General features: G+C 70.9%; 21 protein-coding genes. 12 read left to right on the top strand and 9 right to left on the bottom strand.

Annotation, left to right across the window (positions count from 1 at the left end; all coding sequences use genetic code 11):
• Nucleotides 1–24 precede the first annotated feature (24 nt).
• The 4 genes from ACIP63_RS17035 to ACIP63_RS17020 all read left to right on the top strand — a co-directional run bounded on the left by ACIP63_RS17035 (nucleotide 25) and on the right by ACIP63_RS17020 (nucleotide 2822).
• Entirely contained in the window at nucleotides 25–417 is a 393-nt protein-coding gene (locus ACIP63_RS17035; RefSeq protein WP_401516340.1) for a hypothetical protein, read from the top strand.
• Nucleotides 418–564: 147 nt separating this feature from the next.
• On the top strand, nucleotides 565–1665 hold the full coding sequence (locus ACIP63_RS17030) for an NADH:flavin oxidoreductase/NADH oxidase (RefSeq protein WP_401516339.1): 1101 nt from the start codon (nucleotides 565–567) through the stop codon (nucleotides 1663–1665).
• Between the two features lie 29 nt (nucleotides 1666–1694).
• Nucleotides 1695–2423, top strand: a complete 729-nt coding sequence (locus ACIP63_RS17025; protein WP_401516337.1) for a class I SAM-dependent methyltransferase — start codon at nucleotides 1695–1697, stop codon at nucleotides 2421–2423.
• A gap of 51 nt (nucleotides 2424–2474) precedes the next feature.
• Nucleotides 2475–2822, top strand: coding sequence for an ArsR/SmtB family transcription factor (locus tag ACIP63_RS17020; protein WP_401516336.1), 348 nt, complete (start codon nucleotides 2475–2477; stop codon nucleotides 2820–2822).
• Between the two features lie 4 nt (nucleotides 2823–2826).
• Here the strand turns inward: ACIP63_RS17020 and ACIP63_RS17015 are convergent, their stop codons facing one another.
• Both ACIP63_RS17015 and ACIP63_RS17010 read right to left on the bottom strand, forming a co-directional pair.
• Nucleotides 2827–4203, bottom strand: a complete 1377-nt coding sequence (locus ACIP63_RS17015; RefSeq protein WP_401516335.1) for an FAD-dependent oxidoreductase — start codon at nucleotides 4201–4203, stop codon at nucleotides 2827–2829.
• A gap of 92 nt (nucleotides 4204–4295) precedes the next feature.
• Nucleotides 4296–4955, bottom strand: coding sequence for a DUF305 domain-containing protein (locus ACIP63_RS17010; RefSeq protein WP_401516918.1), 660 nt, complete (start codon nucleotides 4953–4955; stop codon nucleotides 4296–4298).
• A 181-nt stretch (nucleotides 4956–5136) separates the two neighbouring features.
• Here ACIP63_RS17010 and ACIP63_RS17005 point away from each other — a divergent pair, with 181 nt between their 5' ends.
• A complete protein-coding gene (locus ACIP63_RS17005; RefSeq protein WP_401516334.1) occupies nucleotides 5137–6627 on the top strand; it encodes an LVIVD repeat-containing protein in 1491 nt (496 codons plus the stop codon).
• Nucleotides 6628–6799: 172 nt separating this feature from the next.
• Here the strand turns inward: ACIP63_RS17005 and ACIP63_RS17000 are convergent, their stop codons facing one another.
• The 5 genes from ACIP63_RS17000 to ACIP63_RS16980 all read right to left on the bottom strand — a co-directional run bounded on the left by ACIP63_RS17000 (nucleotide 6800) and on the right by ACIP63_RS16980 (nucleotide 10177).
• Entirely contained in the window at nucleotides 6800–6979 is a 180-nt protein-coding gene (locus ACIP63_RS17000; RefSeq protein ID WP_401516332.1) for a hypothetical protein, read from the bottom strand.
• Between the two features lie 80 nt (nucleotides 6980–7059).
• Nucleotides 7060–7785: an HAD family hydrolase gene (locus tag ACIP63_RS16995; protein WP_401516330.1), complete on the bottom strand. Its 726-nt coding sequence runs from the start codon at nucleotides 7783–7785 to the stop codon at nucleotides 7060–7062.
• Nucleotides 7786–7815: 30 nt separating this feature from the next.
• Nucleotides 7816–8514 (bottom strand): phosphatase PAP2 family protein, encoded by a 699-nt coding sequence (locus ACIP63_RS16990; protein WP_401516328.1) that lies wholly within the window; start codon nucleotides 8512–8514, stop codon nucleotides 7816–7818.
• 34 nt (nucleotides 8515–8548) lie between these two features.
• Nucleotides 8549–9484 carry a M56 family metallopeptidase gene (locus ACIP63_RS16985; protein ID WP_401516326.1) on the bottom strand — a complete coding sequence of 312 codons (936 nt, stop codon included), beginning with the start codon at nucleotides 9482–9484 and terminating at the stop codon, nucleotides 8549–8551.
• Nucleotides 9485–9568: 84 nt separating this feature from the next.
• On the bottom strand, nucleotides 9569–10177 hold the full coding sequence (locus ACIP63_RS16980) for a DUF5134 domain-containing protein (RefSeq protein ID WP_401516324.1): 609 nt from the start codon (nucleotides 10175–10177) through the stop codon (nucleotides 9569–9571).
• 180 nt (nucleotides 10178–10357) lie between these two features.
• Between ACIP63_RS16980 and ACIP63_RS16975 the strand changes: the two genes are divergently transcribed.
• Nucleotides 10358–10906 carry a GNAT family N-acetyltransferase gene (locus tag ACIP63_RS16975; protein ID WP_401516322.1) on the top strand — a complete coding sequence of 183 codons (549 nt, stop codon included), beginning with the start codon at nucleotides 10358–10360 and terminating at the stop codon, nucleotides 10904–10906.
• A 32-nt stretch (nucleotides 10907–10938) separates the two neighbouring features.
• On the opposite strand, the gene ACIP63_RS16970 is transcribed toward ACIP63_RS16975, so the two are convergent.
• Entirely contained in the window at nucleotides 10939–11589 is a 651-nt protein-coding gene (locus ACIP63_RS16970; protein WP_401516917.1) for a glycerophosphodiester phosphodiesterase, read from the bottom strand.
• A 283-nt stretch (nucleotides 11590–11872) separates the two neighbouring features.
• Here ACIP63_RS16970 and ACIP63_RS16965 point away from each other — a divergent pair, with 283 nt between their 5' ends.
• The 5 genes from ACIP63_RS16965 to ACIP63_RS16945 all read left to right on the top strand — a co-directional run bounded on the left by ACIP63_RS16965 (nucleotide 11873) and on the right by ACIP63_RS16945 (nucleotide 16526).
• Complete coding sequence (locus ACIP63_RS16965; RefSeq protein WP_401516320.1) at nucleotides 11873–13270, top strand: DUF6421 family protein; 1398 nt, start codon at nucleotides 11873–11875, stop codon at nucleotides 13268–13270.
• A 26-nt stretch (nucleotides 13271–13296) separates the two neighbouring features.
• Complete coding sequence (locus ACIP63_RS16960) at nucleotides 13297–14061, top strand: SDR family NAD(P)-dependent oxidoreductase (RefSeq protein WP_401516318.1); 765 nt, start codon at nucleotides 13297–13299, stop codon at nucleotides 14059–14061.
• Nucleotides 14040–15122 (top strand): threonine aldolase family protein, encoded by a 1083-nt coding sequence (locus ACIP63_RS16955; protein WP_401516317.1) that lies wholly within the window; start codon nucleotides 14040–14042, stop codon nucleotides 15120–15122. Before ACIP63_RS16960 ends, ACIP63_RS16955 begins: the two co-directional genes overlap by 22 nt.
• Before the next feature lie 68 nt (nucleotides 15123–15190).
• A complete protein-coding gene (locus tag ACIP63_RS16950) occupies nucleotides 15191–15790 on the top strand; it encodes a transglutaminase family protein (protein ID WP_401516315.1) in 600 nt (199 codons plus the stop codon).
• Nucleotides 15791–15833: 43 nt separating this feature from the next.
• A complete protein-coding gene (locus ACIP63_RS16945) occupies nucleotides 15834–16526 on the top strand; it encodes a B3/4 domain-containing protein (protein WP_401516313.1) in 693 nt (230 codons plus the stop codon).
• Between the two features lie 23 nt (nucleotides 16527–16549).
• On the opposite strand, the gene ACIP63_RS16940 is transcribed toward ACIP63_RS16945, so the two are convergent.
• Entirely contained in the window at nucleotides 16550–17272 is a 723-nt protein-coding gene (locus ACIP63_RS16940) for a lysophospholipid acyltransferase family protein (protein WP_356716922.1), read from the bottom strand.
• Nucleotides 17273–17491: 219 nt separating this feature from the next.
• On the opposite strand from ACIP63_RS16940, the gene ACIP63_RS16935 reads away from it, so the two are divergent.
• Nucleotides 17492–17818: a TlpA family protein disulfide reductase gene (locus ACIP63_RS16935; RefSeq protein ID WP_401516312.1), complete on the top strand. Its 327-nt coding sequence runs from the start codon at nucleotides 17492–17494 to the stop codon at nucleotides 17816–17818.
• The last annotated feature ends 49 nt before the right edge of the window (nucleotides 17819–17867 follow it).

Here is a 17867-nt window from a genome sequence, read left to right as displayed (position 1 = left end):
GGAGCGGGACGAGGAGGCGCAGGGATGAGCATCGAGATCCGGGACACCGAGGGGCGCGGCGCGGCGCTGGAGGTGGCCCCCGGGCCCGCGGAGGGGCCCCTCCAGGTCGCCATCCGGATCGAGGGCGCCTCCTGGTCCTGCTCCACGGCCGCGGCCAGGGAACTGGCCGCGACGCTCGTCGCCGCGGCCGCCGAGGCGGAGAACGCGCGGTCGGCGGAGCCCGTCACCGTCAAGGCGCGCGAGCTGCTGCGCGGGGACGTGCGGGACGGGGACCGGCTGATGACGGTGGAGTCCGTCCGGACGGACGGCGCGAACGTCCAGGTGACCTGGACGTCGGGAGGCGGACGCAGCTGGAGCCAGATGTACGAGGCCGACGCCGGCATCCGCCTCCGGCGGCGGCTGCGGCCGGAGAGGTGAGGAAGGGTCGTACGGGCCACCTCGTATTTCGACAGCCGCCGTAGTACGGTGAATCTCGTAGTACGGTGGATCTCGTACGAAGCGACGGCCCGGGGCGCCCCCGGGCCGTCGCGCCGCCCGTCGCGTCCCGAGGAACCGGAGTCCCCTGTGAGTGCACTGTTCGAGCCCTACGCCCTGCGGTCGCTGACCGTTCCCAACCGGGTCTGGATGGCCCCGATGTGCCAGTACAGCGCGGAAACGTCGGGCCCCGACACGGGGACGGCCAACGAATGGCACCTCGCCCACTACGCCTCCCGCGCCGTCGGCGGCACCGGGCTCGTCCTGGTCGAGGCGACCGCCGTCAGCCCGGAGGGCCGGATCAGCCCCGCCGACCTCGGCATCTGGAACGACCGTCAGGTGGAGGCGTTCCGCCGGATCACCGGCTTCCTCGCCTCTCAGGGAACCGTCCCGGGGATCCAGCTCGCGCACGCCGGGCGGAAGGCGTCGACGGACCGTCCATGGCGCGGTGGGGCCTCCATCGGCGTCGGTGACCCCGAGGGCTGGCAGACGGTCGCGCCGAGCCCCCTCGCGTACGACGAGGGCCACACGGTGCCCGCCGAGCTGGGCGTCGACGACATCCAGCAGGTCGTGCGCCAGTTCGCCGACGCCGCCCGCCGGGCGCTCGACGCGGGCTTCGAGGTCGCCGAGATCCACGGAGCACACGGCTATCTGATCGGACAGTTCCTGTCTCCGGAGAGCAACCACCGCACCGACGCCTACGGTGGCTCCTTCGAGAACCGCACACGCTTCGCCCTGGAGGTCGTGGACGCCGTGCGCGCCGTGTGGCCCGAGGAGCTCCCGCTCTTCTTCCGTATCTCCGCGACCGACTGGCTCACCGAGAACGCGGACGACCCGCGCGAGGGATGGACCGCCGACGACACCGTCCGCTTCGCACGCGAGCTGCTCGCTCATGGCGTGGACCTGCTGGACGTCTCGACCGGCGGTCTGGCGCCGAAGGCGAGCATCCCGGTGGAGCCCGGCTACCAGGTTCCGTTCGCCGAGCGGGTGCGCAAGGAGACCGGCCTTCCGGTGGCCGCGGTGGGCCTGATCACCGACCCCGTGCAGGCGGAGAAGATCCTCGCCGACGACAGCGCCGACGCCGTCCTGCTCGGCCGCGAGCTGCTGCGTGACCCCTATTTCGCCCGCAAGGCCGCGCGGGAACTCGGTGGTGACATCCGGACGCCCGACCAGTACGCCCGGGCGGTGTGACACCGCGTCTGTGGGTACGCTGAGCGGCGATGTTCACTCCTCAGGGCCCCACGCTGCGCGAACTGGCCGTTCAGGCGTTCTCCTCGACGATGCGCGGATACGACCTGCTCGCGCCGAAGTTCGACCTGACGCCCTACCGGACTCCGGACCGGGTGCTCGAAGCCGTCGCCGAAGCGGTGCGGCCCCTCGGGCCCTTCGGCCGGGGTCTGGACGTCTGCTGCGGCACCGGAGCGGGGGCCGGCGTGCTGCGCGGCCTGTGCCGGGAACGGGTCACCGGCGTCGACTTCAGCGCCGGCATGCTCGACGTCGCCCGCCAGGCGTACGCCGCGGACGCCGGCGGTCCCGCCGTGGACTGGGTCCGGGCCGACGCCCTGGCCCTGCCGTTCACAGGCGTCTTCGACCTGGCCCTGAGCTTCGGGGCGTTCGGCCATTTCCTGCCGGAGGAACGTCCCGCACTGTTCGACCAGGTGTACGCGGCGCTGCGGCCCGGCGGCCTCTTCGTCTTCCCGGTGGGCGCGCCGCCCGCGGTGGGCTCCCGGGCCTACTGGGCCCTGCTCGGCTTCGACCTGGCCATGCGGGCGCGCAACGCGCTGTGGCGTCCGCCCTTCGTCATGTACTACCGCACGTTCCCGCTCGCCGGAGTGGTGGACGACCTCGTGGGGAGCGGATTCACCGTGCGGCTGCTGCCGATGGAGGGGTTCGGCCGGAGACCGGACGGCAGCCCTCGCGTCCGGCTCGTGGTGGCGGCCCGTGGCTAAAACTACGACGACTCTCGTACAATGGATCGCCCGGAACGAAGTGGAGGCACCGTGACGTCGAACGCCGCTCGCGTGCTCGCCCACCCCTCGCGCGAGGAGATCCGCGTCGAGGGCGTGCTCCACGCGCTGTCCGACCCGATCAGGCTCCGCATCGTGCACCAACTGGCAGGCGCGGCCGACGAGCAGTCCTGTTCCCGCTTCGACCTCCCGGTCTCCAAGTCCACCACCACGCACCACTTCAGGGTGCTCCGCGAGAACGGCGTCATCTCCCAGTTCTACCGGGGCACGGCCAAGCTGAGCTGCGTGCGGACCGAGGATCTGGAGGCGCTCTTCCCCGGCCTGCTGGACAGTGTCCTCGGCGGGGTGGAGCTGCAGGCCGAGCGTCTCGGCCTGAGCTGACGCGCTACCGGGACTCGCCCCGGGCCGCGTCGAGCAGTCCGGACCAGTCGGGGATCTTCACCGGCCCGCGGCCGAGAGAGCGGCCGAGCGCCGACTCCGCACGCTCGATGGACTGCCAGCCCTCCCATTCCACCGGACGCAGCCCCTGGTCCCGGAGAGCGCCCAGGGGGTCGGCGGACACCTCCCGGGCGACGAGCAGCGGCGCGTCCTCGATCAGCGCGGCGACCGTCTCCTTCGCGCACGATCTGTTCGAACCGATCACCCCGGTGGGGCCACGCTTGATCCACCCGGCGACGTACTCCCCGGGCGACGCCGCCCCGTCCCTGACGACCCGGCCCGCGAGATGCGGCACGGTGCCGCGCACCGGGTCGAAGGGCAGACCGGGCAGGGGCGTCCCCCGGTACCCCACGGCCCGCAGCACGAGCTGCGCCTCGATGTCCTCGTACACCCCGGTGTCCCGTACGCCTCCGGCACCGTCCGGGGCCGTCCGCGCGAACCGTACTCCGGCGACCCGCCCGTCCCGCTCCAGCAGCTCGACCGGACGAAGGAAGAACCGCAGCCGGATGCGGCGCTCCCGGCCCACCGCCGCGGGTGGCGGATCCGTCGCCCACCCGCGCAGCACGTCCAGATTGCGCCGGACCACGGCAGGCAGCGGCGCCCCCGGACGCCCCGCCGTGACGGCGTACGCCGGATCCAGCGCCAGCTCCGCCCCGTCGACGGCGACCCGGGCCCCGGGGAGCGCGCCCAGTTCGCGGAGCTCCTTCGTGGTGAACCTGGCCTGCGAGGGGCCGCGCCTGCCGACGATGTGGACCTCACGCACCCTGCTCGCCGCCAGCGCGTCGAGCGCGGCCCGCGGGACGTCCGTCCCCCTCAGTTCGGCCGCGCCGCGGGCGAGGATCCGCGCCACGTCGACCGCCACGTTCCCGACGCCGACCACCACGGCCGAGCGGGCCCGGAGCGCGAAGCCGTCGGCGGCCGCGTCCGGGTGGGCGCTGTACCAGGAGACGAACTCGGTGGCGGACCAGCTCCCCGGCAGGCCCTCCCCGGGAACGGCGAGGGGCCGGTCGGCCGCGGCGCCGACGCAGTAGACCACCGCGTGGTACAGCTCCTTGAGCCGGGCGGGTGACAGCCCGCCCGCGCCACCCACCCCGACATGGCCGACGAAGGTGATCCGGTCGTCCTCCAGGACCGCCCGGAGACTGCTCTGCAGTGACTTGATCTTCTCGTGGTCGGGCGCCACGCCGTAGCGGACGAGTCCGTACGGTGTGGGCAGCCGGTCCAGCACATGCACGCGCACGTCCGGCACCCGGGACTGCTCCAGCAGGGCCTGGGCGGTGTAGACCCCACTGGGGCCCGAACCCACGACGGCGACACGGAGCACGGCGCACCTCCTCCGGCAGGTTCCCTCCAGCATGGCACCGCCGCGGGGAAGCGGGGAGAGGCTCGCGGGCCCGGGGGCCCCGGTGGGGCCCTTCAGGTCATCAGGCCGCGCATCCGGTCGATCTCCACGGTCTGCTGCGCGACGACGTCGTTGGCCATCTCCTCCACCAGCACGTTGTTGCCGTCCGCGAGAGCCTCGGTCGCCATCGTGACCGCGCCCTGGTGGTGAGTGATCATCAACTCCAGGAACAGCTTGTCGAAGGCCTTGCCCTGGGAGGCACGCAGCTTCTCGATCTGCTCGTCGGTCGCCATGCCGGGCATCGTGGAGTGGTCGTGCGTCTCCTCACGGTCGTCCCCGCCGTTGTTTTTCAGCCAGCCCTCCATGGCGCCGATCTCCGGCTTCTGGGCTGCCGATATGCGTTTCGCGAGCCGTTCGACAGATGGGGACGACGCCCGTCCGGGAACGAGGGCGGTGAGCACGAGCGCCTGTTCGTGATGCTCGATCATCATGCGGGCGTAGCGGAAGTCGGCCGAGTTGGGCGTGTCGTTCCCGGCGGCCTTCGCCGCTTCGTCCGCCGAGAGGGTCCTGGCCGGTTCACCGGGCTTCCCGGGAGCCACGACCGAAACGCCCCTGTCCGCCCCGGCATCGGCCGCTTCGCCGCTGCCGTCGTCGCAGGCGCCCAGAGCGAGAACCGCGGCCACGAGCGTCGTCGTCAGGGCGGCTGCGCGCACACGTGTGGTCCGACGGGGCATCAACACGGCGACCTCCATTGGCACATGAATCTGTCGCAGACTGTCCTAACACCTTCCACCTGCTCGTGATCAAAAACTTTTATTACGTCTCTGTTGCCGTCTGTTGGTGTGTACATGAGAGGGACGATACTGCCGGGGTCCAATGACCGTTCGTCGACGAACGGATACAAGGGAGGACGCAGTGACCTCGTTGCACACCACCAGCGTGCGGCGCAGACGTCTGGGCGTGGCGGCAGCCGCGGCCGGGCTCATCGCCACGCTGTTCACGGCCGGACCCGCGGCCGCGACACCGGACCCCGGTGACACCGCCACCACCCGCAGCGGTGTTTCCGCGAGCGAGCAGGCCGAAGCACGGGCCGCGATCGAGAGCGGCGAGATACCCGGCGTGGACGAGATCGTCCACAGCGCCAACATCGAGCACCTCACGAACGTCCCCAAGGACGCGCTCCAGGGGACCAACACGGACCTGGCCTTCCAGGGCACCTACGCCTATGCCGGAAACTACGACGGTTTCCGGATCTTCGACATCCGCAACCCGAAGAAGCCGAGGACCGTCGCGCAGGTTCTGTGTCCCGGGTCGCAGAACGACATCTCGGTCTCCGGGAATCTCCTCTTCCTGTCGACCGACTCCTCCCGCAGTGACAACTCCTGTGCCAGCACCACGCAGCCCGCCACGGAGAAGTCCTCCTGGGAGGGCATGAAGGTCTTCGACATCAGCGACAAGCGCCACCCGAAGTACGTCGCCGCCGTCGAGACCGCGTGCGGTTCGCACACCCACACGATCGTCCCCGAGCGCAGGAACGTGTACGTGTACGTCTCCTCGTACTCGCCGAACGAGACGTTCCCGGACTGCCAGCCGCCGCACGACGGAATCTCCGTCATCAAGGTGCCGCGCAGCGCCCCCGAGGACTCCCGGATCGTGAACTTCCCGGTCCTCTTCCCGGACGGCGGCAACCCCGGAGCGCCGGCCAACCCCGGCGTCTCCAAGACCACCGGATGCCACGACATCACCGTGCTGCCGTCCAAGGACCTGGCGGCCGGCGCGTGCATGGGTGACGGCCTGCTGTTCTCCATCGAGGACCCGGAGAACCCGAAGATCATCGACCGGGTCCAGGACAACGTGAACTTCGCGTTCTGGCACTCGGCGACCTTCAACCAGGACGCCGACAAGGTCGTGTTCACCGATGAGCTCGGCGGCGGCGGTGCGGCCACCTGCAACGACGAGATCGGCCCGAACCGCGGTGCCGACGGCGTCTACGACATCACGGGCAGGGGGGACCACCGCAAGCTGGTCTTCCGCAGCTACTTCAAGATCGACCGCCCGCAGGCGGACACCGAGGTGTGCGTCGCGCACAACGGCTCGATCATCCCGGTCAAGGGCAAGGACCTGATGGTCCAGGCCTGGTACCAGGGCGGCGTCTCCGTGTGGGACTTCACCAACTCCTCGAAGCCGAAGGAGATCGCGTACTTCGAGCGCGGTCCGGTCTCCACGGACGCGGTCACCACGGCAGGCCCCTGGTCGGCCTACTACTACAACGGCTACATCTACTCCAACGACATCGCCAAGGGCTTCGACGTCCTGAAGCTCGACGACCGGCGGACCGACCCCGCGAAGAAGGTGCGGCTGAAGGAGCTCAACGTGCAGACGCAGCCGGACTACTTCGACCGCTGAACCACCGGTTCCTCCCGCAGCTGAAAGCGAGTGCCCCGCCGGACGGTCTCCGCCCGGCGGGGCACGTTTATCTCATTGACCGGTGGGCGGCACGGGGACATGCTGTACCCCTGATTCCGGCGATGCGGGGGATCGCCGGAATCAGACGCGGGTGGCGCGCCGCCCCGGTCGCTCAGGCGGCCGGCCGCACGCTCGTACCCGCGGCCGCGGCCCACTCCACCAGCAGGCGCTGGTACTCCGTCTCCTCGTCCGGGGACAGCAGTCCGCCCGAGCGCTGCCACAGGGTGCGGATCTCTTCGTTGACCACGGAGGCGGGGCGCACGGTGGCGGACGGGTTCGGATACGGGGACATGTCCACCAAACTAAACCCCCCGCAGGCCGTAGGACCCCTTCCGGGACAGGGATATCCCTCACACCGTCTCCCGGAATCCTTCACGGACGGCGCGGGCCGGGTGCCTCCACGGGGAGTCCCGGAAGCCCGAGCGCCCGGAGCCCCTCCGGCCGCTCCGCCACGGGCAGATGGTCCACGAAACGCACCTCACAGCCCACAGCGGCCGCGCCGGCGTCCGCGTGGCGGTCGTCACCCACCATGACCACATCCGCGGGATCCAGCTCCAGCAGCGCGCACGCCGTGCGGAACAGGCGCGGATCGGGCTTCTGGACGCCGTGCTCGTAGGACAGGACGTACGCGTCGACGCATTCGTCCAGGCCGTGCGCGCGGAAGACGGGGCGCAGGTCCCAGCCGATGTTGCTGACGATCCCGACCGCGGTGCCGTCGCGACGCAGCCCGCGCAGCACCTCCGCCGCATCGGGGTACGGCTGCCAGGCCGCAGGGGTCATATGGCGGTCGTACAGCGCGTCGTACAGGCCCGGGTCCGGAAGGGGCACCTCCCGGGCCAGCCCGGTGTACGCCTCCCTGTGCGCCCGCGCGGTGCGGTCGCGGTCGGCCCACGCCGAGGCCAGTGCCGGCGGGATCCGTGCCGGGGCCGGGCCGCCGGGCAGCGCTCCGGCCTCGGTCAGCAGGCGCGTCCAGTGCTCGAAGTCCGCATGCTCCACCGCCGTGCCCCGCGCGTCCAGGACCGCGCGCAGCCACGCGGAGACGGACTCGATCCGGAAGAGGGTCCCGGAAAAATCGAAAAGTACACCCTTGATTGGCATGAGCCGATCTTCGCCGCCTCCGGCGAGGATCTACAAGGGCGTGCCGCCCTCACCGGCCGGCCGCCTGCTGCGCCTGGTGTATTCGGTGTAGCCGGCCGCTGACAGAGAGGCCAGGGCGACGCCCATGAGAGTTCCGCCCACCACATCGCTCAGCCAGTGAACGCCCAGGTAGACACGGGTGAGGGCCACGCCGGTGACCGAGATCACGGCGAGCGCGAATGAGCCCCACCACAGGGGCGGCCGCGCGCCGTACAGACGCAGCAGCCACACGAGCAGTCCGCAGGTGACCGCCGCGGTCATGGCGTGACCCGAGGGGAACGCCGCGTACTGCGCCGAGTCCACCGGGTCGATCCAGCGGGGGCGTTCCCGGCCCACGGCGGCCTTCAGCCCCTGCTGCACGAGCGAGGTGAGCAGACTGGTCGCGGCGACCCACCCCGCGAGCAGCCGGAAGCCGCGCCACCACAGGGCGACCACCACGACGGCGGTCAGCAGACGCATGGTCCAGGGGTCCCACACCCAGTCCGTCAGCACCCGGCTGACCTGGACCAGCCCCGGTTCGGTCACCGCCCGGCGGTGCAGCGCCCCGGCCACCGAGGTGTCCAGGGACGTCACGGGTGACCAGCGCACCGCGACCAGCACGAGCAGAACGAGGGACAGCGAGGCGCAGACGACGCCCGTGATCAGGAAGGGGCGCCGGGCGGGCGGGGGGAGGGGAGGAGGGGAGTGCATGGGGGTGATCCTCGTGCATGATCCGCTCGTGAGGCTATCCCAGAGCCCTGAGTCCCGGTACGAAGGCCACCAGCAACGGTACGACGGGTACCAGCGCGGCGGCGGCGGTCAGCCGCAGCCGGCGCCCCGCGGTCAGCCGGTCCACCGGGGCGAGCAAGCGGTCGACCCTGAGCGGCACATGGGCTCCGGAGGCCGGTGCCGGGCCGAACACACCGCGGTCCTCGTTGAGTTCGACCAGGGCGAGTGCGATCGTCAGACGTCCGAAGCGCCGTGACGCCACGTCGTCCGCTGCCAGTTCGACGAGGTGGTGCATCTCGTCGCGGAACGCCGCGAACACCGGCACCTGCGGGAATCCGGTCGCGAGCGCGTCCGAGCAGTGCAGGAGCCAGTCGTGACGGGCCTGGGCGTGGCCCTGCTCGTGCGCCAGCACGGCATCGAGCTGACGCCCCTTCAGCCGGCCGAGTGCCGCGGTGGTGATGACCAGTTGAGGAGCCGCTCCCGGCAGCCACCAGGCATCGGGCCGTTCGCCCTCCAGCACCACGAGGCGCCCGCTGCCGGGCTCCTCGCCCGGCATCAGCGGGGAACGTACCAGCAGTTCGCCGCGCCGCTGCCGACGGCGGGCCCGGGCCCGGTGGATCTCCCGGACGAGCATGGCGGCGGTCCACACTCCCCCGAGCGCCAGCAGGACCGCGATGACCGCCGACCACGGCCCGTACGCGCCCAGGGCGTACGCCTCGACCACGGCGTGCGGAGCGGGGGCGAAGACATGGCCGCGGACCGCCTGCCAGGCAGCAGCCGCACTGAAGGTCATGGAGAGCCCGAACGACAGCAGGACGCCCGCGACCACGCACTGCCAGACCCACAGGGCCACGACCGGCTCGCGCTCCGGCCATCGGGCCCTAGCCATCAGGCCCGGGGCCACGACGGCAGCCAGTGCACCGAGCAGCAGCAGCGCGAGGGAGACCAACATGGCGTCAGCCTATGAGTGCCGTGGTACCCACGGGTATGGCCGCGCGCGCCAAGTGACGTACGACACGGCGTGAGGCACGCCGCCTCACAGCGTGAGCAGCATGGCGAACATGGCTATCCCCATGGTCAGCCTGCACGCCAGGGCGAGCTCCGGCCGCGCGCCCCAGGCCGGGGCCGCCGGCATACCGCCGTGGCCGCCACCGCTCCCGCCGGCCGGCACGCCGACGGGCGGGGGAGCGGGTATCAGCCGCCCCGCCGAGTGCAGGACGTAGAGCGCGTAGTAGACCAGCAGCGTCCCGGTCAGCACGGGAACGCCCCCGGCCGTACCCGCTCCGTGGCCCGCGTGGCCGCCTCCCGTGGCATGGGCGGCTCCCGGGGCCATGGCCACGGCCATGTAGACCATGGCCAGCGAGCCCACCAGATGGTGCAGGTGGTGACCGCCGCCCCTGGCGTACACGACCGCGTGCAGCGCGGCCGCGCCGAACACCACCGCGTACACCACCCACATCCACTCCGGGAGCGTGAGCAGGGCCGCGGGCACGGCCATCGCGGCCATCCCGAACCCCATCAGCGCCTCGGCGCGCGCCGAGCCGCGTTCCCGCTCGGTGCCGTCGCGGGTCCGCAGCAGGCAGTACGCCCCCGTGGCCCCGCACAACACCATGAGCAGCCAGCCGGACAGCGCCGGTCCGTGCACGGTGCACCTCCCCCTACGGCGAATCACGCCGGTGTCGTCCCATCGATGCCCCGTGCCGGCCGCTCCTACCGGGGCGCATTGGGGTACTGGGGGAGCGCGGCAGAACCCGCGGGGGCGCGGCGGGGGGCGGGTTAGTCTCGGGAAAACACCGTCGGCAGCACAGGACCGGAGAAGAACCACATGGACAGCGCACCGGCCACGGCACGGGCAGAACTCACCTTCCGCGACGCGACCGGCGACGACGTGCCGGTCCTGGTGCGACTCGTCGAGTCCGCCTACCGGGGCGACGCGAGCCGGGCCGGATGGACCACCGAGGCGGACATCCTCCAGGGACAGCGCACGGACGCCGACGGGGTGCGCGAGGTGCTCGCGGTCCCCGGGGGCCGGGTCCTCGTGGCCGAGCGGGACGGCGAGCCGGTCGCCTGCTGCCAGCTCGAACACCGTGGGCAGGCCGCGTACTTCGGCATGTTCGCGGTGAGGCCGCAGCTGCAGGGCGCGGGTCTCGGCAAGGTGATCATCGCCGAGGCGGAGCGCACGGCCCGGGAGGAGTGGGGCGTGAGCGAGATGCACATGACGGTGATCTCGGTCCGGGAGGACCTGATCGCCTGGTACGAGCGCCGGGGCTACCGCCGTACGGGAGAGCTCACGCCCTTCCCGTACGGCGACGAGCGTTTCGGCATCCCGCAGCGCGACGATCTCGCGTTCGAGCTCCTGACCAAGGAGCTGTAGGGGCGCAGGAAGCGGGGTGCGCGCGGGGCGCCTCAGGCGGTGAAGCGGCCCGCGCGCCGGATCTCCGGATAGTCGGTCGTCGCGCCGTCCAGGCCCAGCGCGCGGACAAGACGCAGGTGGTCGGGGGTGTTGACCACCCAGCCGATCACCTTCAGCCCCTCCGCGTGGGCGCGCTCGACGACCTCGAGGGTGAGGCGGCGGATGTTCAGGGCGAGCGTCGCCGCGCCCACCGCCTTCGCCCGGTCGACCACATCGCCCTCCCAGTGACTGGCGATGAGCACCGTGCGTACGCCCGGGACGAGCTGCGCGATCTCGGCGACCGCCTCGTCGTGGAACGAGGAGACCTCGACGCGGGCGGCCAGATCGCGTCGCAGCATCACCTCGGCCAGTGCCCTCGCCGCCGCCACGTCCTTGATCTCGGCCTGGACGGGCGAGCCGATCGCGTCGAGCACCTCCTCGAAGACCGGCACCCGCTCGCCCTGCCCGGCGTCGAGCTCGCGGAGCTCCGCCAGCGTCTTCTCGGCGATCAGCCCCCGCCCGTCCGTCGTGCGGTCCACGGCGGCGTCGTGCATCACGGCGAGCGCGCCGTCCTTGCTCAGGTGGAGATCCAGTTCGACGGCGTCCATCCCGGCCTGCTCCGCGTGCGCGAACGAACGCAGCGTGTTCTCCGGCTCGACACCCATGACCCCGCGATGACCGATGGTGAGAAAAGTCAAGGCACTCCCGCTTCCGTCCGTCGTGTACGCCCCGCGTGCGGCTCCTACACCCCCCAGGGAACCAGTTCTCCCGTGCAGGACGGCCCCTGCCCTGCCAGTCCGGCGGAAGAAGTTGTCGCGTGGATGTGTGGCAGGAAAAATAACGGTGAAAATGTGGGTCGGCAGGATAATTTTCTGCCCTCCACTTGTCCGATGGAACCGTGGATGGATACGGTTGCTTGACGCGAGGTTCTCCCGTGAAGGAAGTGTTATGACGGAAATTCTTGAGCACGCCGCCGCCACCGGCGCGATAGCTTCTGCCCAGCGGGTCGTGGAGCACCCAGCCTGGCCGGCGCTCAAGAGTGCCGTGGAGGAGCTCCGCCCCTGGCAGTCCAAGGACGGCTCCATCGACTTCGGGTCCGAGGGCGCCCCCTCGGCCGAAACGGCCGGGGCCGTCATCGAGCGTGTCGTCACCGCGGTCGAGCAGCTCTCCCCGCTGCTCCCGCACGACGACGCCTACCACCGCGCGCTCGTCACCGACCTGCGCCGCTGGGCCGCGGACGGATTCGGCGTCCCGGACTTCCTCGACTCCCTGCTCGCCTTCCAGCCCGCCAGGAGCCGCGCGGACGGCCTCCAGCACCTGGTCGTGTTCGCGATGTACACGCAGAACGGCAATCCGGACCGCAATCTCGAAGCCGTCGTGCTGCGGATGGTGTGGCCCGAGTGGCTCGCCGACCTCGAGGCCACGCGCTATGACAACCCGCTGTTCTGCGGCATCACCTTCGAGGACTTCACCTCGGGCTACGACACCAACTCCGCCGTGCTCTTCCCCGAGACCATCGCCGTACGCGAGGCCCCGGAGCGCTTCAGCTGGGGCGGCATCTTCTGCGACCGTGAGGCCGCCCGGTTCCGCCGCGTGACCGAGGCCTCCGTCGACCTGCTGGGCGTCGAGCTGCCCGACGACGTCCGCGAGATGATCGGCGACCAGAAGCGCTGCGAGCAGGCGTTCGTGCTCTGGGACATGGTCCATGACCGCACCCACAGCCACGGCGACCTTCCGTTCGACCCGTTCATGATCAAGCAGCGCCAGCCGTTCTGGATGTACGGGCTGGAGGAGCTGCGCTGCGACCTCACCGCCTTCCGGGAGGCCGTGAAGCTGGAGGCCGACGGCTTCGGCCAGGGCCGCGACGTCCAGTTCGCCGTGCTCTTCGACCGGATGTTCCGCTTCCCCGTCACCGGCGAGCGTGTGCGCAACTACGACGGCCTGGGCGGCCAGCTGCTCTTCGCCTACCTCCACAAGCACGACGTCGTCCGCTGGACCGACAACACGCTCAAGATCGACTGGGCCCGCGCCCCCGAGGTCACCAACCAGCTCTGCGGTGAGATCGAGAAGCTGTACCGCGACGGCATCGACCGCCCCAAGCTCGTGCACTGGTTCGCGGCGTACGACCTGGTCGCGACCTATCTCGCACCCCACCCGGGGTCCCGCTGGGCCAAGGGCCCGGACGCGCTGGACCTCAACCAGCCGCCTCGTAAGCTCGTCGACGACGTGCTTCCGGACGAGTTTCCCCTGAGCATGTTCTATGAGGCGCTCTCGAAGAAGCTGAAGCATGTGATCGCCTCCACCAAGGGGATCACCGCGGCGGACGCCGGGCGGGCAGCTGCGTGAGCGCGGGTTCTGAGGAGGCGGTGGCGATGAACGGAACAGGCAGGGCCGACAGCGGTGTGCTCGAAGGCGCTGTGATCGCGGTGGCCGGAGCGGCGGGGCCGGCGGGCCGCGCCACCCTGCTCAGGCTCGCGGAGGCGGGGGCGACCGTGGTCGCCTCCGACGCGAACCCCGAGCGGCTCGTGGAAGCGGTCGACGCCGCGCGTTACGCCCACGGGGGAGCGACCGTCACCGGCGACACGGTCGACCTCCTCGATCCGGGGGCCGCGCGGGAATGGGCCCTCAAGACGGAGAAGGAGTTCGGTCGCGTCGACGGACTGGTGCATCTCGTCGGAGGCTGGCGCGGCGGCTCCGGCTTCGCGGACACCAGCCTGGCCGACTGGGACTACCTGGAGAAGCTGCTGATCCGCACGGTCCAGTCCACCTCGCTCGCCTTCCACGAGGTCCTCCAGCGCAGCGACCGAGGCCGCTACGTGCTGGTCAGCGCGGCCGGAGCCGGCAACCCGACCGCCGGCAACGCGGCCTACGCCGCGTCCAAGGCGGCGGCCGAGGCGTGGACGCTCGCCATGGCGGACGCCTTCCGCAAGGCGGGGGGCGAAGCGGGCCCGACGTCGGCTGCTGCGATCCTGGTCGTCAAGGCACTGGTGCACGACGCTATGCGCGCCGAGCGCCCGAATGCGAAGTTCGCGGGCTTCACGGACGTCACGGAGCTGGCCGAGGCCATCGCCGGAGTCTGGGACAAGCCCGCCGGAGAAGTGAACGGAAAGCGTCTGTGGCTGACCCCGCAACCGTAAGGACCGACGCGCGACGTCATCACGACCCGCAGGTGCGCGGTTTCGCCAGTGACAACTACGCGGGCGCGCACCCGGAGGTCCTCGCGGCCCTCGCCCTCGCCAACGGCGGCCACCAGGTCGCCTACGGTGAGGACGACTACACCGGACAACTCCAGCGGATCATGCACAGCCACTTCGGCCCCACCGCGGAGGCCTTCCCGGTCTTCAACGGCACCGGAGCCAACGTCGTCGCCCTCCAGGCTCTGACCGACCGCTGGGGCGCGGTCATCTGCGCCGAGTCCGCGCACATCAACGTGGACGAAGGCGGAGCGCCGGAGCGGGTGGGCGGGCTGAAGCTGCTCACCGTCCCGACGCCGGACGGCAAGCTCACGCCGGAGCTCATCGACCGGGAGGCACACGGCTGGGACGACGAACACCGGGCGATGCCGCAGGTCGTCTCGATCACCCAGAACACCGAGCTCGGCACCGTCTACACGCCCGGCGAGATCCGCGCCATCTGCGAGCACGCCCACGAGCGGGGCATGAAGGTGCATCTCGACGGCGCCCGGATAGCCAACGCCGCGGCGTCGCTGGACGTGCCGATGCGTACGTTCACCAACACGGTCGGCGTGGACGTCCTGTCCTTCGGCGGCACCAAGAACGGCGCGCTCTTCGGTGAGGCCGTCGTCGTCCTGAACCCGGACGCGGTCCGGGCCATGAAGCATCTGCGCAAGCTGTCGATGCAGCTCGCCTCCAAGATGCGCTTCGTCTCGGTCCAGCTCGAGGCGCTGCTCGCGCGGGATCTCTGGCTGCGCAACGCGCGCCACGCCAACGCCATGGCCCAGCGGCTCGCCGACGGGGTCCGGACGGTGGACGGGGTGGAGATCCTCTACCCGGTGCAGGCGAACGCCGTCTTCGCGAGGCTGCCGCACGAGGTGAGCGAACGGCTGCAGAAGCGGTTCAGGTTCTACTTCTGGGACGAGAAGGCCGGAGACGTCCGCTGGATGTGTGCCTTCGACACCCGTGAGGACGACGTCGACGCCTTCGTCCTGGCGCTCAAGGAGGAGATGGCCAGGCAGTAGCGGCATACATATGCGTCCGGCCGGAAACATATTGCTTCCGGCCGGGCGCATCGCTACGCTCCCCGGGCATGAAGCTGATCCAGCACGACTCGGACATCTCCGTCTATCTGGCTGAGGATGAGGTCATCGACCACCGTCATCCGCTCGTGCGGGAGACGTCCGAGCGTCTCGGTGACGAGGCGGCCGACGCATACGCATACGCTTCCGCGGCGTTCTCGTTCGTGCGTGACACCATCCCGCACTCGATGGACACGGGTGATCCGCGGGTCACCTGGCGCGCGTCCGACGTCCTCGCCGCCCGCACCGGCATCTGCTACGCCAAGTCGCATGCCCTGACCGCGCTGCTGCGGGCCGCGGGCATCCATGCCGGCCTCTGCTACCAGCGGCTCGTCGGGAGTGACGGCGTGGGCCTCGTCGTCCACGGCTTGGTCGCGGTGCGGCTCCCCGGGTGGGAGCGGTGGGTGCGACAGGACCCGCGCGGGAACGTGGGCGGAATCGACGCCCGGTTCTCGGCCGGCGCGGAGCGGCTGGCCTGGGTGCCGCGGCCTGAGTTCAATGAAATGGACTATCCGGTAGTCTATGCCGTACCGCATGCGGCGACTCTCCGTGCCCTGCGGAGCTCACGCGACCGCGAGGAGCTGGGCCGGAACCTTCCGGCCGCGCTCTGATCCCGGCCGTGCCCCCGAAACCCACACCGGAGCACTGCAGAAGATGACCCTGACGATCACGGTCTCCGACGAGGTCCGCAGCCTCGCCCCCGGCTTCACCCACATCGCCGTCGAGGCGCACGGCCTCGTCAACGGCCCCAGCGACGAAGAGAGTTCGGCGCTCCTCGACGACGCGACCCGAAGGCTCACCGAGCGGCTCGGCGGCCGGGCCCCGCACGAGGACGCGCACGTGGCCGCCTGGCGCGAGATGTACACGGCCTTCGGCGCCAAGCCCTCCCGGACCCGCAACTCCGCCGAGGCCCTCGCGAGGCGCGCCCTCACCGGGGCCGGGCTGCCCCGCATCAACCGCCTGGTCGACCTCTACAACGCGATCAGCGTCGCCCGTCTGATCCCGGTCGGCGGAGAGGACACCGACCGCATCAGCGGCGCCATGCGGCTGGTGCGCTCCACCGGCCTGGACCCGTTCCCCACGGTCGCGGGCGGCGAGGAGGTGGTGGAGTACCCCGAGCCCGGGGAGGTCGTCTGGCGTGACGACGCCTACGTCACCTGCAGGCGCTGGAACTGGCGCCAGGGCACACGCACCCGTCTCACCGAGGAGTCCGTCAACGCCGTCTTCCTTCTGGAGGGCCTCGCCCCCGTGACGGCGCCGGAGCTCGGGGCCGCGGCCGCCGAGCTCGCCGAGTCGCTCGAGAAGATCAGTCCCGGAGCACGGATCACCCTCCACGACCCGGCGTGAAGTTTCCTCCGACGCGCGGAGGATCAGCCGAGCTCGCGCGCCTCCGCGGGCGTCGGAGCCGTACCGCCGAGGTGCGCCGGCACCCACCAGGTGTCGGCCGCGTCCTTGGGGCGTACCGGATAGGCGCGCTGCGCCGCCTCGAGGAGCTCCTGGACACGTTCACGCAGCCGTCGGGTGATCGCACCCGCGTACTGGTCCGTGGGCGCTTCCAGGGCCTCACCCACGCGGATGGTGATCGGGGTGTGGCTGCGCCGGAAATTGCGCGGGCGCCCCTTGGTCCACAGCCGCTGGGTACCCCACAGCGCCATCGGGATCAGCGGTACGCCCGCCTCCTGGGCGAGGCGCGCGGCGCCCGACTTGAAGCTCTTCAGCGTGAACGACTGGGAGATCGTCGCCTCGGGGAACACTCCGACGATCTCGCCCGCGCGCAGCGACGCGAGCGCGTGCGCGTAGGCGTCCTCGCCCTGGTTGCGGTCGACGGGAATGTGCTTCATGCCGCGCATCAGCGGTCCCGACACCTTGTGGCGGAACACCGACTCCTTCGCCATGAAGCGGACGAGCCGCTTCTGGGGCAGGGCGCCGAGTCCGGTGAAGATGAAGTCCAGATAGCTGATGTGGTTACTGACCAGAACCGCGCCACCGGTCTTCGGGATGTGCTCCGAACCCTGGGTGTCGATCTTCAGGTCGAGCGCCTTGAACAGGGTGCGAGCGGCGCCGATGACCGGCCGATAGACGAGCTCTGCCATCTGGATGAAGACCCTTCTTCAATGCCTGGGGAGGGTTCTCCCGGCGGAAGTTACGCAGCCGTAGGTTTTCGGCATTGGGGCGATCGTGCCCCATGTGCGACGCCCTGGCCAGCCCCAAAGGGCCCGGCGCGAGAGATTCTCGTCACGTGAATCATCCGGGAATGTAATGAGGTCGCAGGGTGCTGACCCTTTGCGCAGAGCTCTGAGAGGGAGGCCGGGATGGACGGGCGGACGGACGCGGGCACGCTGGACGCGGCCCAACTCGGGGCGGAACTGGGGGATCGGGCGACTCTCGTGCAGTTCTCGACCGCGTTCTGCCAGCCGTGCCGCGCCACCAGGCGCACCCTCGCGGAGGTGGCCGGCATGGTCGACGGCGTCGCTCACGTCGAGATCGACGCCGAGGCGCATCTCGCGCTCGTGCGCGGCCTCGGCATCAGCCGGACCCCCACGGTCCTGGTGCTCGACGCGGCGGGCCGCATCGTCCGCCGGGCGGCGGGGCAGCCGCGTACGGCGGATGTCCTCGCCGCACTGGGGCAGGCGATGTGACGGACCGTGACGCATCTCCCACATGACGGGACTCACTTGACTGTGTGCA

The organism is Streptomyces sp. NPDC088746 (assembly GCF_044751065.1).
In the GTDB taxonomy this organism is placed as follows: domain Bacteria; phylum Actinomycetota; class Actinomycetes; order Streptomycetales; family Streptomycetaceae; genus Streptomyces.
Note: the sequence above shows the minus strand (reverse complement) of the source record. Positions and strands in the feature narration are given on the sequence as shown.

Bases quoted from the DNA above. Each gene is read 5' to 3' on its own strand.
- ACIP63_RS17010 (WP_401516918.1), bottom strand. From the start codon at position 4,955: ATGCCCCGTCGGACCACACGTGTGCGCGCAGCCGCCCTGACGACGACG.
- ACIP63_RS16935 (WP_401516312.1), top strand. From the start codon at position 17,492: ATGGACGGGCGGACGGACGCGGGCACGCTGGACGCGGCCCAACTCGGG.
- ACIP63_RS16960 (WP_401516318.1), top strand. From the start codon at position 13,297: ATGAACGGAACAGGCAGGGCCGACAGCGGTGTGCTCGAAGGCGCTGTG.
- ACIP63_RS17000 (WP_401516332.1), bottom strand. From the start codon at position 6,979: ATGTCCCCGTATCCGAACCCGTCCGCCACCGTGCGCCCCGCCTCCGTG.
- ACIP63_RS16950 (WP_401516315.1), top strand. From the start codon at position 15,191: ATGAAGCTGATCCAGCACGACTCGGACATCTCCGTCTATCTGGCTGAG.
- ACIP63_RS16970 (WP_401516917.1), bottom strand. From the start codon at position 11,589: ATGGGTGTCGAGCCGGAGAACACGCTGCGTTCGTTCGCGCACGCGGAG.
- ACIP63_RS17035 (WP_401516340.1), top strand. From the start codon at position 25: ATGAGCATCGAGATCCGGGACACCGAGGGGCGCGGCGCGGCGCTGGAG.
- ACIP63_RS16995 (WP_401516330.1), bottom strand. From the start codon at position 7,785: ATGCCAATCAAGGGTGTACTTTTCGATTTTTCCGGGACCCTCTTCCGG.
- ACIP63_RS16990 (WP_401516328.1), bottom strand. From the start codon at position 8,514: ATGCACTCCCCTCCTCCCCTCCCCCCGCCCGCCCGGCGCCCCTTCCTG.
- ACIP63_RS16945 (WP_401516313.1), top strand. From the start codon at position 15,834: ATGACCCTGACGATCACGGTCTCCGACGAGGTCCGCAGCCTCGCCCCC.
- ACIP63_RS17025 (WP_401516337.1), top strand. From the start codon at position 1,695: ATGTTCACTCCTCAGGGCCCCACGCTGCGCGAACTGGCCGTTCAGGCG.
- ACIP63_RS16975 (WP_401516322.1), top strand. From the start codon at position 10,358: ATGGACAGCGCACCGGCCACGGCACGGGCAGAACTCACCTTCCGCGAC.
- ACIP63_RS16985 (WP_401516326.1), bottom strand. From the start codon at position 9,484: ATGTTGGTCTCCCTCGCGCTGCTGCTGCTCGGTGCACTGGCTGCCGTC.
- ACIP63_RS16940 (WP_356716922.1), bottom strand. From the start codon at position 17,272: ATGGCAGAGCTCGTCTATCGGCCGGTCATCGGCGCCGCTCGCACCCTG.
- ACIP63_RS16965 (WP_401516320.1), top strand. From the start codon at position 11,873: ATGACGGAAATTCTTGAGCACGCCGCCGCCACCGGCGCGATAGCTTCT.